We start from the raw sequence: 15,918 nt of genomic DNA on the forward strand, positions 1-15,918 counted from the left end.
ATAGCGCCCAGGTGGTGTCGGGCTTGTTCATGAAGGAATCGGGACGCTCGATGTCCCGATTCCTTCATGGACGCCACTTACGACGGGATCGGGTCTCGGACACGGTGTGGTCCGTTCGACCGACAGTGCGCGAACCCGCTTGTGGATATCTTCAGCTCGACCCCCCCACAGCACCCAGAGGAGAACCATGACGACCACCCGGCGCGTTCTCGCCGTTCTGGCCACCGCAGGTCTGGTCATCTCGGTCTTCGGCGCAGGTTCCGCCTCCGCCGCGACCAAGGGCAAGATCTACATCTCCAACAACTGCGGAAAAGCCGTCGCCACCACGATCCACCGCACCAACGGCTCGATGATCGCGGGCACCGGCGCCGCCCCGGCGGGCAGCTACTTCGGCTACCCGGTCGACCCCGGCACCTATCAGGTTCGCGTGCCCGCCGGTAACCGGGACGTGAAGATCCTCGACCTCGGCAGCAAGGCGCACTCGGTCATCGTCAGGGCCTGCTGACCGCTGAAGTACCCGTAGACGCTCCGCTTCGATGAGGCGGAGCGTTTTCTTTTGGGTTCCGCTCCTCCGGACCGAGGTTCGAGGAATAAAGTGAACCCGGAACAGTCGAAATGGAAGGCGTGGTGCATGACGAGTCGGTTCGAATGGGTGGCCATCGACAGCGTGAATCCGCGGCGGCTGGCGGATTTCTGGTGCGGCGTTCTGGGTTACGTCGTTTATGACGACAAGAACGGCGCCGCGGTCGAGATCGGGCCCGATCCGGAGGAGCCGGACGAACAGCGGCTGGCCGCGTTGCGTCGCGGGCCCGCCGTGCCGAGTATCATCTTCGTCCGTGTTCCCGAGGCCAAGACCCTCGCCAAGAACCGGCTGCACTTCGAGATCTGCCCGATCGACAGCGACCAGCAGACCGAACTGGAGCGGTTACTCGCGCTCGGCGCGTCCAAGACGGATGTGGGACAGGGAGACGGCCGGTCCTGGGTGGTACTGGCCGACCCGGAAGGAAACGAGTTCTGCCTGGCCCGCAGCCTCGCGCCGGGGGAGTTCGACCTGTAGTCCGGAACCGCCGGCGCGCTGTCCGGGTGGCACAGGGGAGTTTCTCGTTATTTACGGTAAAACGAAAAATCCGCCTGACCTGGACTCTCGTCCAAATCAAGCGGCTCTTCGTTCCGGTCGGGCTGACAGGATTCGAACCTGCGACCCCTTGACCCCCAGTCAAGTGCGCTACCAAACTGCGCCACAGCCCGGACCCGTACTCCGTGGAGTGCGATGTGAGTACTTTAGCGGGTCCGGAAACCGGGCTTGCAACCAGGGGTCACTGTATGTCTGACCTGCGAAAACAGACCGTGAGGGCCGCCTTGCCGCAATCAGGCGGCCCTCACGGAGTCACTGTGGGTTGTCGGCGTGTGTGAGGGTCTGCCAGGAGACGAACAGGTTGTTCGTGCCTGCCGGGCGCTGACGGAGGGTGAGGGCCTCGGTGTTGGTCATGGTGTTGCCGAGGCGCGTGTGGAGGTGGTTGTAGCCGACTTCGGTGATCGGGCCGAGGCCGAGTTTCAGGCTGCCGCCGCACAGCCACGACGGGACGGCGGTGCCCATCTGGTACTTCGAGTGGAAGCCGAGGCCTTCGCGGAGGCGGTCGGCGATCTCCGGATAGAGGTCCTGGCCCTGGATGCGGGTGGTCTCGGCGAAGTTCGCGATGGCGGCGAGGCCGTAGCCGGTGTGGGTGAAGTCGCGGCAGGTCTCCTGTGAGAGGCCGTTGACGAACGTCGTCTGACCTTGCCAGTACTTCACGATCTTGTCGCGGGTGTCCAGGCCGCTGCCGGCCGCGGTCTTCGGCAGCGCGCCGTCACTGGTCAGGTAGATGTAGGCGGGGACGCGGGAACGGAACTTCGCGACGGCCTTGTCGTAGCTGGACTTGTCGTCGAGGAACACCGCGATGCCGAGCGCGGCCTCGGTCATGCTGAGTTCCCAGTTTCCGTTGCTGTGGCTGCCGTTGATCACCTCGGGCAGGTACACGTTCCGCAGCATGGTGCCGAAGCGGCCGGAATTCGGCCAGCTCGTGTAGGTGTGCTTGATGATCTCCGCGGCGCGCGGCCACGAGGAGGCCGACCACGCCGACTGCAAGGGAGCGTTGCTGTTCGTATGGTCCTTCACTACCGCGGACCAGGCGTCCATGATCTCGATCGCCTTCGTCGCGTATTTCGCCTCGCGGGTGATGTACCAGGCGAGGGAAAGGGTATACGCGGCGATCGCGTCTTGCCGTTCATCGGTACACCCGATGTTCGGATTCGAATAGGAACCGCATTCGACGACGGCGCGCGGTTTCGGTGACCGGGACAGGGACGCGTACGAACTCGACATCATCGCGTCGTAAGCCTGTTTCCACGGTTGTGCGCCGGCTTGGACCTTCGTGCGCACCAGGTCCAGTTGCGGGCGGCTGACCAGCACCCCGGGATGGGTGAAGGTCGCGGGCGCGGCCTGCGCCGGGGCGCTGAAAAGGCCTAGCGCCAACGGAACGAGCGTGGTCAGGGCGAGCAGTTTCCTCGGTAGGGACATGGTTCTCCTCGGGCGGGTGTGAGCCAGGTCACCGGCGGCGTGCGATTCAGTGTCATGGTCTGAACCAGTTGCGTCAAGACCTTAATTCGCCTCGAAAAGAAAGAAGTGCCGTCGTGTTCAGCGGGCTGAACTGAACTGTTCAGCCCGCTGAACGGATCAACGTCGCCAGGGTGCCACGAAAGCGGGGCTTCCGATCGGATAAGTGCCGATCAGGCGCCAGTCCGCGAGCTCGTAGGCCTGCACCACGTCACCGCTTTGCGACGCGACATAACAATGCTCGCCGACGATGGAGAAATGCCGCGGCCATTCTCCGGCCGAGTGGTCGGCGACGGCCTTCGGCAGGACGCCGTCGAGCTTGAACTCCGTGATCGCCTCGGGTCCCCGGTTCGACAGGAACAGCCGGTCTCCCAGCAGTTCGAGTTGCGCCGGTTGGTTCTCACGGCCGGGATTCAGGGTCGCGGGGACCGAGCTCTCGACGGTGAAGGTGCCCGGCGGTTCCTCGCGGACGGTCAATACCGAGGCAGAGAGTTCCCCCGCGACGTACGCGTGGTTCGTGCCGGGACGCCGGACGAGTTGTCTCGGGCCGGTGCCGGCGGGCAGCGTCGAGACCGCGAGGGGGATCAGTTCGCCTTCCTCGCCGAGGCGGTAGCTGCGGATCTCGTCCGTGCCGAGGTCGACAGCGCTGACCAGTGTGCCGGTCTCGTCCACTACGGCCATGTGCACATGCGCGGCTTCCTGCCGCTCCCTGTCGGGCCCGGCGCCCTCGTGATAGACCAGCGCGGTCCGCACCGTGGGCACCCCGTCGGGACCGAGCGCGAACGCGGCCAGGCTTCCGCCGCTGTAGTTGGCGCACAACAGATACCTGCCGTCCGGGGTGATCGCCAGATGGCACGGATCGGCCCCGCCGGTCGGCAGCGAGTTCAACGCCTCCAGCGTGCCGTCCGCCCCGATCGCCACGGCGGTGATCGCGCCTTCGGCCGTCTCGTTGACGGCGTACAGCACCGGCAACGTGGGATGAGGCGTCAACCAGCTCGGCGAGTCCAGTTCGAGCGAGCCCGCCGGGGTCAGTTCCCCCGTCCGCCCGTCGCGCCAGTAGGTGCCGATGCCCTCGCCGTTGCCGTTGCCGGCGGCGGTGTAGGAGCCGACGAAGATCAGGATCCGGTCGTCGTTCGCAGGAGTCACGAGGCACACTGTGCAGCAAGCCGAGGTGGAGGTGAATACCTTTTGACCACATCCTGCGCGATCGTTTCGGGAGCGGCGTCCGGTATCGGCGCGGCGACCGTTTCGCGGCTGACCGCGGCCGGCCACACCGTCGTCGGCATCGACATCACCGAGCAACCGGGGCTGAGACGCACCGTCGTCGGCGATGTGTCCGACGAGGACACCTGGCAGCGGGCCGTGAGTCTCGCCGACGAACTCTGCGGCGGGGTCGACGTCCTGGTCAGCAACGCTTTCACCGCTGTGACGGCACCGCTGCACGAACTGGACCGGAAGGACTGGGACCGCCAGCTCGACGTCAACCTCGCGGGCGCGTACCTCGGAGCGAAGGCGTGCCTGCCGTCGTTGCGGGAGCGGCGCGGATCGATCGTGCTGGTCTCGTCGGTGCACGCGCTGGTCGGGCTCCCCGGCCGCCCGGCGTACGCGGCGAGCAAGGGAGCTTTGGTATCGCTCGGCCGCCAGCTGGCCGTCGAGTACGCGCCCGACGTCCGCGTGAACTCCGTGCTGCCCGGCCCCATCCAGACCCCGGTCTGGGACCGCGTTTCCGAGGCCGACCACGCCCGCGCCGTCCACGCCACCCCGGCCGGACGGCTCGGTGATCCGGCAGAGGTCGCGGAGGTGATCGCCTTCCTGGCCTCGCCCGCGGCCTCTTACGTCACGGGGACGCAGCTGGTGGTCGACGGCGGCTGGTCCGCGACCAAGGATTCGATCTAGGAGACGGCTTGAAGATCACCGGTATCGAGACCTTCCCGGTCGCCCCGCGCTGGCTCTTCCTCAAGGTTTCCACCGACGAGGGGATCAGCGGCTGGGGCGAACCGGTCGTGGAGGGCCGCGCGGACACCGTCCGCGCCGCGGTGCACGAACTCGCGGAACTGCTCATCGGCCGCGACCCCCTCCTGATCGAGGATCACTGGCAGGTCCTGCGCCGTGGCGGGTTCTACCGCGGCGGACCGGTGCTCTCCAGCGCACTGGCCGGCTACGACCAGGCTCTGTGGGACATCGCGGGCAAGGCGCGTTCGGCGCCGGTGCACGAACTGCTCGGCGGACCGGTCCGCGACCGTGTCCGGGTGTACTCGTGGGTCGGCGGCGACCGGCCGTCCGGGATCCGCGAGGCGGTTTCGGCGCAGGTCGAGGCCGGGTTCACCGCGATCAAGATGAACGTCGCCGGGCCGCTGACCCCGATCGCGACCCAGTCCGAAGCGACCGCCGCGTTACGGCGTGCGGAAGAGGCCAGGGAGGTCCTCGGCCCGGATCGCGACCTCGCCATCGACTTCCACGGCCGGGTCTCCCCGGCGATGGCGCGACGGCTCGTCCGGATGCTCGAAGACGTCCAGCCGCTGTTCGTCGAGGAGCCCGTCCTTCCCGAGACGCCCCCCGAGGTACTCGCGTCGGTGGTCGCGGCGAGCACGGTCCCGATCGCGACGGGGGAGCGGGCGTATTCGCGCTGGGACTTCAAACCGCTGCTGGACGCCGGGATCGCCGTCGTGCAGCCCGACGCCTCGCACGCGGGCGGGATCTCCGAGGTCCGGCGGATCGCGGCGCTGGCCGAGATCTACGGCGCCACCCTCGCACCGCACTGTCCGCTCGGGCCGATCGCGCTGGCGTCCTGCCTGCAACTGGCCTTCGCGACGCCGAATTTCCTGATCCAGGAACAAAGTCTGCGGATGCACTACAACGGCGACGCCGAACTCGTGCACTATCTGACCGACCCTGGCGTGTTCGACTTCTCGGGCGGCTACGCCCGACGCCCGACCGGCCCGGGGCTCGGGATCGAGATCGACGAAACCGCCGTCCGTGACGCCGCGAAGAACCCGCACACGTGGCGGAATCCTGTGTGGCGCACGGACGACGGCGCGTTCGCCGAGTGGTAACGGCCCTTACTTGAGCGAGTTGTCCACTGTGGTCATCAAGGCCCCGGTGTCACCCGACATCTCCCAGGCCATGACTCCCAGCAGTCCTCTGGTCTTGAGCCAGGCGACCTTCTGCTGGATGGACCAGGCGTCGTCGAAGGTCCACCATTGCCCTCCGTTGCCCGTGTAACACGCCGTGGCCACGGCCGCGGTGTCGTGCTGGACGGTGCAGTTCGGGACACTGGCCAAGAGATTCGCGTAGCCACGAGTACCTGCTTCCTCGGGGAACTGGCCTGGCGCGGCTCCGGTCGCGCTCTGCCATTCACCCTTCTTGCCGCCGTCCGCGACCCCCTGCCATCCTCGCCCGTAGAAGGCGAGCCCGAGGGTCAGTTTCCGTGGATTGGCCCCGGCGTTGGTGTAGGCGTTGATCGCCGACTCCACACTGAACTTGAAGTTGTACGGATCGTCCGCGTCGGCGTAGAGGTTGCCCTGGTGGCCGGTGCGGTTCGGCTCCCACGAGTTGTCGCTGCCCGAGCCGTGGAAGTCGTAGCCCTGCACGTTCGCGACGTCGAGGTAGTCGAAGATCTTCGGGATTTCCCAGCCACCGCTCACCTTCGCCGGGTCGGCGGGGGTGAACGCCTGCAGTTCGTACCGCTTGCCGGTGGTCGCGCCATAGGCGTCCATCTGCGTGCGGAACTCGGCGAGCAGGGCGGTCAGGTTCGTCTTGTCGTTGGCGCTCCAGTGGTTCCCGGGGTGCCCGTCGGGGCTGCCCGGCCATTCCCAGTCGATGTCGATGCCGTCGAAGATGCCCGCGGCCGTTCCCGGGCCACCGGCTCCGCCGTACGCCTTGACGTTCCCCTTGAGGTACGTGTCGATGCACGACGCGACGAACTTCTGCCGGGACGCGGCGGTCGCCGCGACGTCCGAGAAGTACTTGGAATAGGTCCAGCCGCCCAACGAGATGAGGATCTTCAGGTTGGGATACTTGACCTTGAGCTTCTTCAGCTGGTTGTAGTTGCCGCGCAACGTCTCCCAGCCGGTGTCGCCGACGCCGTCGACGGACTGGGACGCGGACATCGGCCGCGAGTAGTCGGCTTCCGCGTCGCCCGCGCCGTCACCCTGGTTCGGATCCTGCGGATTCGACGTCGTTCCCTTGGTGACGCCGGAAAGACAGGTGTGGTTGACCGGGTCGATGTTCCCGAAGGCGTACAGCAGATGGGTCAGCTTGGCGGCCGATCCGTTGGTCACCATGTTCTTGACGAAGAACTGGCGGCCGTAGATGCCCCACTGGACGAAGTAGCCGACCCGCGCGTATCCGTTCACGATGTCGCCGGTGCGAGCGCTGACGGCCGCGCTCGCCGCGGAGACGTTGTCGTAGCCGTCACGGGCTTTGACCGTGAAAGAGTACGAAGTGGACGGTGAGAGACCACTGACCGTCGCGGTCGTACCGGTGACCGTGGTGGCGAGGGTCGTGCCGCGATAGACGTCGTAGGAGACGACACCGGTGTTGTCGGTGGACGCGTTCCAGGCCAGGGCGACGGTGCTCGACGTGACCGCCGTCGAGCGGAGGTTCGACGGCGCTGTCGGCGCCTGGGTGTCGTCACCCGGGTTGTTGGTGGTCACCGCCAGCGCGGAACTCGCCGGGGACTTGGCGTCCTTCCGGTCCTTGGCGACGACGGTGAAGCTGTAGGCCGTGTTCGGCGTCAGCCCGGTGATCGTCGTTTCGGTGCCGGTGCCGGTGACGGTGGCCGCGAGCGTGGTCCCGTTGTAGACCTCGTAGGCGGCGACGGGCAGCGAGCCCGGTGCGGAAGCGTTCCAGGCCAATGCGGCGGTCGTGGTCGTCTTCGCCACGAGACGCAGATTGGCCGGGGCCGACGGCGGGGTGTCGCCCGATCCGTCGCAGTTGGCGTCATCGATCCGGCACGTCGTCGGATTGACGGCGGAACTGAGCCGGAAGGACGGGCTGTATGGGTAGGTGGAGCGGCCCGGCGCGAGGGACGCGATGTAGAACGCCGGGGTGAGGGTGACCTGGTTGCCCGCCTGGGTGACCGTGGCGTTGGAGCCACTGGTGGCGGTCACGCCGGCGGGGAGGGTGAAGGTGATGGACCAGTTGGCCACGGTTTCGGTGCTGGGGTTGGTGACGGTGTACTCACCGGTGGTGCCGGACAGGGTGAAGGCGGCGCGGAGGCGGCCCGCCGCCATCGCTGGACTCCCGGCGGCGACGAGGATCCCCGCTGCGAGGAGTGTCACGGTGAGTGCGCTGAGTAGTCGTTTCCTGGTGCGTCTCATGGCGGTTCTCTCCAAAAGAGGCGGCGAGACTGACCTGCTCTGAACTGGCGCGATGTGGTCTAGACCACACTTGAATGTAGCGCGGCGTTCGTAAAAGGTCTAGACCGATTCGTCGGTCGTGAACCCGATCCGTCCCGGTGCGGATAAGAGATGACACTGAACGGACGGCGAGAGGCGGTTCATGGGTACATCTGGGGTCGATCCGGGTGATTTGTCCGATGCGGAGCTGATCACGAGATCGGTGACCGGTCCGGACTGGTTCTCCGCGATCTTCGACCGGCACGCCGCGCATATCCACCGTTACCTGGTCAGGCGCATCGGACCCGGCCCCGCCGAGGACGCGCTGGGAGAGGCTTTCCTGGTCGCGTTCCGCAAACGTGCGGGCTACGACACGACGCGCCCCGACGCGCGGCCGTGGCTCTACGGCATCGCGACCAATCTGGTGGCGCAGCGGCGCCGCGACGAGGTCCGGGAACTGAAACTGCGGGAAGCGCTCGGCCCGCCGCCGGATCAGGAAGGCCATGCCGAACGCGTCGCCGAGCAGGTGACGGCCGAGGCGATGGGCAAGCTCCTCGACGGCGCACTGGCGGATCTGCCCGACGGCGATCGCGACACGCTGACGCTGTTCGCCGGAGAAGGCCTGAGTTACGAGGAAATCGCTGCCGCACTGGACATTCCGGTCGGAACGGTCCGTTCGAGGCTCAACCGCGCTCGCCGCAAGGTCCGCGAGGCGCTGGAGCGCCCGGACATCACGACTTCGAAGGAGATCGCCAACCATGGATGAGCTGAAACTGATCAGCGAGCGAACCGGATCGGTCCAGCTCGCGGAAACCGCCGCACTCGCTGCGGCGCGGGCGCGATTGATGACCGAAATCGCCACCGCCGAAGCGGAAAACGTGGTGCCGCTGCAGAAAAGGCGGCGCTGGGCCTGGACCGGGGCGGGCGTCGTCGGCCTCGCCGCCGCCATCACCGCCGTCGTCGCGCTGGCCCCGGTCGAGCAGGTCGGGCTGGAGCCGCCAGCGGCCGCCGCGGATCCCGTGGTGGTGCTCCGCAACGCCGCCGCCGCCGCGCTGAAGACGCCGGACGTGCCGCCGAGGCCCGGTCAATTCGTCTACACGAAGACCAAGCAGCCCGACGGTGAGCGGGAATCGTGGCTTTCGGCGGACGGCACCCGCGACGGGATGATCAAGATGGCGGACGGCAGTTCCTTCCCTGTTCCGGGTTGCCGGAACGGGCGGGCGCAGGTGTACAAGGGCGAAGAGCCGGTCAAGGGCGTCACGGAGCCGTGCACGCCGAGGCCCGTCCACCGGGCGGACCTCCCCACCGACGCGGACGCGATGTTCGCCTACCTCAACGCCGACCGCAGCGGTCAAAAGGGCGACTTCAACGCGATGGGCAAGGACGTCCTCGCGCTGGCGAACGAAAGCTTTCTTTCGCCCGAGGTCCGGGCGGCCCTGTACGGCGCGGCGGCCAAGGTGCCCGGGCTTCGCGCCGTCGAACACGCCGAGGACGCGGCCGGCAGGCCCGGTGTCGGCATCACTTGGCCGCTCGGGCCGCACGCCGACCTCAAAGTGGCGAAACCGGTCGTGATCGTCTTCAGCGCCGACACGTTCTCGTATCTGGGCACGAATTCGACCGCGGTGACCGCGTCCGGCGTGGTGGACGCGGTCGGTCAGCGGCCACGGGGATAAGAGGCCGAGGGCTCAGCTGCCGGTGAAGGTCGCCTTGCCGGGCCCGTCGGTGAGGAACGACTTCACGGCGCCGCGTAGGTCCTCGGTTTCGAAAAGCGCGGCGGCGATCGTCGTGATGTGCGCGTTCGCCTCGGCGACGCCGCCGTGCTCGTAGTGCTCGAGGACCTTCTTGGTCGCCGCGTGCGCCCGTGTCGGCCCCAGTGCGAGATCGTTCGTGAAGGCGCGTACGGCCTCGTCGAAACCGTCCACCGGGAGCACGCGGTTCACCACGTTCCAGCGTTCGAGGGTCGCGGCGTCGTAGGTCGCGCCGGTCATCACGAACTCCTTGGCACGTCCGACACCGGCCCGGGCGGCGAGGCGCTGCGTGCCGCCCATGGTCGGCGTCAGACCGACGACCCGTTCGACGAGACCGAACTTCGCCTTTTCACTCGCCAGGATGATGTCGCAGGCGACCGCGACCTCGAAGGCCCAGGTCAGGCACAGGCCGTGCGCGGCGAAGACGGTGGGGACCGGGAGCGCGGCGATCCGGTCGGGGATCGCCAGCATCTCGTCGAAGAGCACCTTCGCTTCAGCGGGGGAGGATTGGGCGTCGAACAGCGAGACGTCGACACCGCCGCTGACGATCTTCCCCTCGGCCCGGATCAGTACCGCCCTCGGCGGTGTGGCCTCCAGTTCGCCGATCGCCTCGCCCAGTTCGTCCTGTAGTGCCGCGGTGTAGAGGTTCAGCGGCGGCGAAGCGATGGTCAGGACGGCGACGCCGTCCTCGCGGTCGAGGCGGATCGAGGTGGCCAAGGCGGGTTCCCTCCGGAGAGATCGTTTTCCCGTGACCCTAGCCGGAGGTCGCCGCGAGTTCGTCCCATTGGGCCTGTGCTCCTGGTCGCCATTCGACGTACTTGCGGTGGAAAAGGTTCGCCGCGCGCACGCCGCTCCAACCGTCGGGAAGCAGTTTCAGCGGAAGACGGGGATCGAGGAACGGGAAACTGCGCCATTCGTGGACGAGTTCGGTCTGTGCGCGCAGAACGCCGTGTTCACCCGAAGGTCGTGAACCGGTGAAGCGGTCGATGAAATCCTCGTACCGGTCCTTGAGTTCGCTGAGGTCCCAGGAGCGCGCGACCATCGTCTCCTGATCGCCGACGTCGCCATAGCTGGCGGTGAACGACATCGCCTGCGCGTCGAGCCCGAGTTCCTGCACGATCTGCTGGGCCTCGCGCTGGCGGCCGGCGTCCGGGCTGACCCAGACACCCGCGACCGGCGAGCCGAAACCGGCCCAGGTCAGGCGTGTGCGCAGCCGGTGCCTGAGATCCCGTTTCGCCTCGGGGACCGAGACGATGAGCATCAGCCAATTGCCGTCCCAAGGTCTCTCGTCATTGCCGAAGGCGTAGATCCGTTCCGCGCCTTCGGTGAGCAGGCGTCTGCCCGGTGGAGTCAGCGACCAGCGCACTCTTCGCCCGACGCGTTCGGAGACCACCCAGCCTTCGGCCGAGGACCGGGCCAGCGCCTGGCGTGCGGACTTCTCCTCGATATCCAGTACTCGCAGGGCGTCGACCAGGGTGGACGTCCAGATCGGCTGGTCGCGGGGGAGCACGTACTCGCCGAGAATCGTCATCAGCAGCGAGCGCGCGCTGGCGTGACTGACTTCCCGCCTCCTGCTCATCGTCGGCCTGCGGGTACCGCCTTTCTGCTGATGGGCGACGGGGACCGGGGTGGCGGAGTCCGCCATTTGCTGTCACCGACCTCAATATTCGGGGATTCGTTCGGGTCCAGAAGAACAACAAGGTTACCCACGTTCCGTGATCGGTTGGATACCTGACACTCTTCCGAGGGACCCCGAGGTGTTCAACGAGGCGCCCGTAGACTCACTCATCTCATGAGCGCCACACTCGTTGCCAAGGATCTCGCCGCCGGACACGGCGATCGTGTTCTGTTCTCCGGCCTCGACCTCGTCGTCGGCCCGGGCGAGGTGATCGGTCTCGTCGGGGTCAACGGCGCGGGTAAGTCCACGCTGCTGCGGACCCTCGGCGGCCTGGTGCCCCCGGAGGACGGCACTGTCCGGCTGAACCCGCCGACGGCCACGGTCGGTCACCTTCCGCAGGAACCCGAACGTCGCGTGGGTGAGTCGGTTCGCGCGTTCCTCGCACGACGTACGGGGGTCACCGCCGCCCAGGCCGAGCTCGACGCCGCCACCGAAGCGCTGACCGCTGGTGAACCGGGATCGGACGACACCTACGCCGTGGCGCTCGACCGCTGGCTCGCCCTCGGCGGGGCCGACCTCGACGACCGGGCCGGCGAGGTCGTCGCGGACCTGGGGCTCGCGGTCAATCTCGACCAGCCGATGCTGTCGCTTTCCGGCGGGCAGGCGGCTCGGGCCGGGATGGCTTCGCTGCTGCTGAGCCGGTACGACATCTTCCTGCTCGACGAGCCGACCAACGACCTCGATCTGGACGGCCTGGAACGGCTGGAGCGGTTCGTGACCGGGCTGCGCGCGGGGACGGTGCTGGTCAGCCACGACCGGGAATTCCTCGCCCGCACTGTCGACCGTGTCGTCGAACTCGACTTCGCCCAGCAACAGGTGCGGACCTATGGCGGCGGTTACGAGTCCTATTTGGAGGAACGCGCCGTCGCGAGGCGGCATGCTCGCGAGGAGTACGACGAGTACGCGAACACCAAGGCGTCGCTCGAAGCCCGTGGCGCGATGCAGCGTTCGTGGATGGAGAAGGGCGTCAAGAACGCCCGGCGCAAGGCCACCGACAACGACAAGGTCGGCCGCAAGTTCCGGAGCGAGGCGACGGAGAAGCAGGCGTCGAAGGCCCGCCAGACCGACCGCATGATCGAGCGCCTCGACGTCGTCGAGGAACCCCGCAAGGAATGGGAACTGCGGATGGAGATCGCGGCGGCGCCCCGGGCGGGCGCGGTCGTGGCGACTCTGCGCGGTGCCGTGGTGCGCCGTGGCGAGTTCACGCTCGGTCCGGTGGACCTGCAGATCGATTGGGCGGACAAGGTCGCGATCACCGGGGCCAACGGCGCCGGGAAGTCGACGCTCCTCGCCGCCCTGCTCGGCCGGGTCCCGGTCGACGAAGGCGGTGCTTCACTCGGCTCCGGCGTCGTGGTCGGCGAGGTCGACCAGGCACGGAAACTCTTCCTCGGCGACCTCCCCCTCGCGGACGCTTTCGCCCGCGAGGTCCCGGAACTCCCCGACGCCGACGTCCGGACGCTGCTGGCGAAGTTCGGACTGAAGGCCGCTCACGTGCTGCGGTCGGCGGCCACGCTGTCGCCGGGGGAGCGCACGCGGGCGGCGCTGGCGCTGCTGCAGGCGCGCGGGGTGAACCTGCTGGTGCTCGACGAGCCGACGAACCACCTCGACCTGCCCGCGATCGAGCAGCTGGAGTCGGCGCTCTCGGAGTATCCGGGGACCCTGCTGCTGGTGACGCACGACCGGCGCATGTTGGACGCGGTCGCGACGACGCGGCGGCTGGAAGTGGCCGACGGGAAGGTCACCGAGTCGTGAGGGTCCCTTTCCCGCTCGCGTAAGTGCTATGAACGACCCGTTCCTTGCAAAATTCGCAAGGAACGGGTCGTTCATAGCACGCGGGGCTTGACACGGCTCACCCCTTCGTCGCGCCCCCGGTGGGCCCTTTCACGGAGGAGCCAGGACCGCGTGCCGTCGTCGAAAACGATCTCAGTCACGGCGCCATCCTGCTGGTGCCGGGCTCGTCCATGAAGGAATCCGGACAGTCAACGTCCCAATTCCTTCATGGACGCGGTCATCGCTGCTCAGCCGGCCACCTTGGCGATCGCCACCGTATGCGAAGGCCGCACCCGGACCAGCACCTTCCCCGGTGACGTCGCGTAGGCCATCCAGCCGTCCGAAGCCTCCTGGCCTGCCTCCGAGAGATACCGCCGTGCGATCAGTTCCGAGCCGCGCCGGACGCCTTCGGGATCGGTGACGATCTCCGCGACACCCTCCACACTCACGAACGAGTACGGCGGACGCGGGTCGTCGGCGACGACCGAAACGCGCGGATTCTCTTTGAGCGTCCGGCCTTTGACGGTGTCGGCGCCGAGGTTGACCAGGATGTCGTCCCCGTCGACGGCGAACCAGACCGGGACCGCGTGCGGCCTGCCGTCCGGGCGGACCGTCGCGAAGACGGCGGTGCGGGTGCCTTCGGCGAGGAACGCGCGGCGCTGTTCGTCGGTCATCTTCTCCGGCATTGCTTCATCCCCTCAGGATCGCGTCCAGGCCGAAGGCCGGGAACAGGTGACTGTCGAACGTGGTGAACTCGATGGCGCGGCCGTCGACGACGCGGAGGACGTCGAGTTTGAAGGCGCGGAACTCGGTGTCGCCGGGACGCCGGAGGTACGAGGCGAACGCGGGCATCCGGTTCGAGTCGACCCCGACGGCGCGCCATTCGCCCATCTCTTCGGCGATCCTGGCGTGCCTGGCGAGGTGTTCGAGCCCGATGTAGCAGTGGGGTTCCGGCGGCATGGTCACGCGGACGTCGTCGCGGACCAGGGTGCTCAGCGAGCCGAAGTCGCCCCGATCGTGGGCTTCGACCAGACGCCGGACCAGCGCGCGTTCCTCTTCGGACGGTGCCGCGGCCGACCACTCGCCGCGCTGCTCGGGAAGGTTTTCGCGCAAGGTCGCCCGGCCGCGCTGCAGCGCGCTGTTCGCGGCGGGGACGGTGAGGTCCAGCAGGGTGGCGCTTTCCGCGGCGGTCCAGCCGAGCACGTCGCGCAGGATCAGGACGGCGCGCTGCTGCGGTGGAAGCAACTGGAGGGCGGCGAGGAAGGCGAGTTCGATGGTCTCCCTGGCGACGGCGAGCGCGTGCGGTTCGGCGTCGGGTGGCGCGATCTCGTCCAGCAGCCGGTCCGGATACGGCTGGATCCAAGGGACTTCGGCGAACGACCGCAGCGACGAGATCCGTCGCGAGCTTTTGCGGATCGCGTCGAGGCAGGCGTTGGTGGCGATCCGGTACAGCCACGCCCGGAAGTTCCCGCCGTCGAAGGTGTCCAGCCCACGCCAGGCGTTGAGCAGCGCCTCCTGGACGACGTCCTCCGCCTCGTCGAACGAGCCGAGCATCCGATAGCAGTGGACGTGCAGTTCGCGTCGGTGCCGTCCGGTCAGCCGGGCGAAGGCGGATTCGTCCCCCGCCTTCGCCGCGGCGACCGTTTCGTCCGTGTCGGTGCTGGTCATGGCGCCTCCCATCGAGTGTTCTTACCCGATGTAACGGCGCCCGTCGCAGGAACTCATCGGTGCTGCGATGACTTTTTTCCGACGACCTCGAATCGGCAGGTCAGGGCCGGGTCGTGAGGTAGCCGCCCATGGTGCGGAAGTACTCGTTCGCGGTGAGTTCGGTGCCGTCCTCGGTCCGCACGCGCTCGATGACGAGGCCGTGCGAGCGACCGCGACGCGATTCGGGGCCGGCGACGATCACGACGCCTTCGCCCTCACGGATGAAGATCCGGCCCGGGGTGCCGCCGTAGTGACCCTCCGACACTGAGGAGCGGACGACGCGCAGCTGCTTGCCGCGGTGGTAGGTGAAGGCGTTGGGGTACGGATCCGACTGCGCCCGCACCAGCCGCTCGATCTCGTCGGCGGGCCAGGTCCAGTCGATGAGACTGTCTTCGAGGGCGCGCTTGTGGAAGAAGCTGGCCTTCGACCTGTCCTGTTTGACCGGGGTGAAGTCCCCGCTCTGGATCAGTTCGATGGCCTCGGTGGTGATCGGCGCGATGAGGTCGACCGTCCGGTGGAAGAGATCGGTCGTCGTGTCCTTCGGTCCCACCTGGACGGACCGCTGCAGCACGATGTCGCCGGCGTCGAGGTCGCCGTCCATCATGTGGGCCGTGACGCCGACTTCCGGCTCGCCGTTGATGAGCGCCCAGATCAGCGGCGAGAAACCGGCGTAGGCGGGCAGCAGCGAGTCGTGCACGTTCAGCGTTCCGTGGCGCGGCATCGAGAAGATCTCGGGCGGCAGCCAGGTGCGCCAGTTGTTGGCGACGATCAGGTCGAGCTCGGCTTCCTTCAGCTCCGCCAGCAGTTCCGCGTCGTCGGGCCGCTGGCGCAGCAGGGCGCGGATGCCGTTGGCCTCGGCGAGGTCCGCGACCGAATCCGACCAGATCTTCTCGTAAGCGTGGTCACTCTTCGGGTGGGTGACGACGAGGGCGACGTCGTGACCCGCGTCGATCAAAGCCCGCAGGGTGCGGTGTCCCCAGGTCTGGTATCCGAACATGGCGACCCGCATGGGACCGGCCTCCTCCTGGTCGAGGGATGAACATCACCACTGAAAGTACTAGTTGAGCCTCACCTAAGTTAGGT

Annotated in this window: 15 protein-coding genes and 1 tRNA gene; 7 read left to right on the forward strand and 9 right to left on the reverse strand. The window is 67.6% G+C overall.

Translation table 11 applies throughout. The features are described 5' to 3' along the window. Nucleotides 1–187: 187 nt before the first annotated feature. Together H5J31_RS21270 and H5J31_RS21275 are read left to right on the forward strand one after the other, a co-directional pair. Nucleotides 188–505: a hypothetical protein gene (locus H5J31_RS21270; RefSeq protein WP_181774373.1), complete on the forward strand. Its 318-nt coding sequence runs from the start codon at nucleotides 188–190 to the stop codon at nucleotides 503–505. 126 nt (nucleotides 506–631) lie between these two features. Next, nucleotides 632–1,057 (forward strand): VOC family protein, encoded by a 426-nt coding sequence (locus H5J31_RS21275; RefSeq protein WP_181774374.1) that lies wholly within the window; start codon nucleotides 632–634, stop codon nucleotides 1,055–1,057. A gap of 117 nt (nucleotides 1,058–1,174) precedes the next feature. On the opposite strand, the gene H5J31_RS21280 is transcribed toward H5J31_RS21275, so the two are convergent. The 3 genes from H5J31_RS21280 to H5J31_RS21290 form a co-directional block, all read right to left on the reverse strand. Continuing rightward, nucleotides 1,175–1,248: transfer RNA gene (locus H5J31_RS21280), tRNA-Pro, on the reverse strand. A gap of 139 nt (nucleotides 1,249–1,387) precedes the next feature. Next, nucleotides 1,388–2,557, reverse strand: a complete 1,170-nt coding sequence (locus tag H5J31_RS21285; protein ID WP_181774375.1) for an alginate lyase family protein — start codon at nucleotides 2,555–2,557, stop codon at nucleotides 1,388–1,390. A gap of 156 nt (nucleotides 2,558–2,713) precedes the next feature. Next, the gene (locus tag H5J31_RS21290) at nucleotides 2,714–3,739 is read right to left on the reverse strand and encodes a lactonase family protein (protein WP_181774376.1); all 1,026 of its coding nucleotides are present in this window, start codon (nucleotides 3,737–3,739) and stop codon (nucleotides 2,714–2,716) included. Between the two features lie 42 nt (nucleotides 3,740–3,781). On the opposite strand from H5J31_RS21290, the gene H5J31_RS21295 reads away from it, so the two are divergent. Together H5J31_RS21295 and dgoD are read left to right on the forward strand one after the other, a co-directional pair. Beyond that, nucleotides 3,782–4,489, forward strand: coding sequence for an SDR family NAD(P)-dependent oxidoreductase (locus H5J31_RS21295; protein WP_181774377.1), 708 nt, complete (start codon nucleotides 3,782–3,784; stop codon nucleotides 4,487–4,489). An 8-nt stretch (nucleotides 4,490–4,497) separates the two neighbouring features. Further along, on the forward strand, nucleotides 4,498–5,646 hold the full coding sequence (gene dgoD, locus H5J31_RS21300) for a galactonate dehydratase (protein WP_181774378.1): 1,149 nt from the start codon (nucleotides 4,498–4,500) through the stop codon (nucleotides 5,644–5,646). 6 nt (nucleotides 5,647–5,652) lie between these two features. Here the strand turns inward: dgoD and H5J31_RS21305 are convergent, their stop codons facing one another. Then, nucleotides 5,653–7,827 carry a glycosyl hydrolase family 18 protein gene (locus H5J31_RS21305; protein WP_207898404.1) on the reverse strand — a complete coding sequence of 725 codons (2,175 nt, stop codon included), beginning with the start codon at nucleotides 7,825–7,827 and terminating at the stop codon, nucleotides 5,653–5,655. Nucleotides 7,828–8,095: 268 nt separating this feature from the next. Here H5J31_RS21305 and H5J31_RS21310 point away from each other — a divergent pair, with 268 nt between their 5' ends. Then, on the forward strand, nucleotides 8,096–8,698 hold the full coding sequence (locus H5J31_RS21310; RefSeq protein ID WP_181774379.1) for an RNA polymerase sigma factor: 603 nt from the start codon (nucleotides 8,096–8,098) through the stop codon (nucleotides 8,696–8,698). Next, complete coding sequence (locus H5J31_RS21315) at nucleotides 8,691–9,605, forward strand: CU044_5270 family protein (protein WP_181774380.1); 915 nt, start codon at nucleotides 8,691–8,693, stop codon at nucleotides 9,603–9,605. Before H5J31_RS21310 ends, H5J31_RS21315 begins: the two co-directional genes overlap by 8 nt. A gap of 12 nt (nucleotides 9,606–9,617) precedes the next feature. Here the strand turns inward: H5J31_RS21315 and H5J31_RS21320 are convergent, their stop codons facing one another. Together H5J31_RS21320 and H5J31_RS21325 are read right to left on the reverse strand one after the other, a co-directional pair. After that, complete coding sequence (locus H5J31_RS21320) at nucleotides 9,618–10,397, reverse strand: enoyl-CoA hydratase/isomerase family protein (protein ID WP_181774381.1); 780 nt, start codon at nucleotides 10,395–10,397, stop codon at nucleotides 9,618–9,620. Between the two features lie 37 nt (nucleotides 10,398–10,434). Next, nucleotides 10,435–11,325, reverse strand: coding sequence for a PaaX family transcriptional regulator (locus H5J31_RS21325; protein WP_181774382.1), 891 nt, complete (start codon nucleotides 11,323–11,325; stop codon nucleotides 10,435–10,437). A 147-nt stretch (nucleotides 11,326–11,472) separates the two neighbouring features. Between H5J31_RS21325 and H5J31_RS21330 the strand changes: the two genes are divergently transcribed. After that, a complete protein-coding gene (locus tag H5J31_RS21330; protein WP_181774383.1) occupies nucleotides 11,473–13,110 on the forward strand; it encodes an ABC-F family ATP-binding cassette domain-containing protein in 1,638 nt (545 codons plus the stop codon). A 266-nt stretch (nucleotides 13,111–13,376) separates the two neighbouring features. Here the strand turns inward: H5J31_RS21330 and H5J31_RS21335 are convergent, their stop codons facing one another. The 3 genes from H5J31_RS21335 to H5J31_RS21345 form a co-directional block, all read right to left on the reverse strand. Further along, entirely contained in the window at nucleotides 13,377–13,814 is a 438-nt protein-coding gene (locus H5J31_RS21335) for a PPOX class F420-dependent oxidoreductase (RefSeq protein WP_181774384.1), read from the reverse strand. Between the two features lie 4 nt (nucleotides 13,815–13,818). Next, nucleotides 13,819–14,796 carry an RNA polymerase subunit sigma-70 gene (locus H5J31_RS21340; RefSeq protein ID WP_236005319.1) on the reverse strand — a complete coding sequence of 326 codons (978 nt, stop codon included), beginning with the start codon at nucleotides 14,794–14,796 and terminating at the stop codon, nucleotides 13,819–13,821. Nucleotides 14,797–14,896: 100 nt separating this feature from the next. Further along, on the reverse strand, nucleotides 14,897–15,844 hold the full coding sequence (locus H5J31_RS21345; protein WP_181774386.1) for a methionyl-tRNA formyltransferase: 948 nt from the start codon (nucleotides 15,842–15,844) through the stop codon (nucleotides 14,897–14,899). Nucleotides 15,845–15,918: the final 74 nt, after the last annotated feature.

It is taken from the genome of Amycolatopsis pittospori, from assembly GCF_013870525.1.
Taxonomy (GTDB): Bacteria; Actinomycetota; Actinomycetes; order Mycobacteriales; family Pseudonocardiaceae; genus Amycolatopsis; species Amycolatopsis pittospori.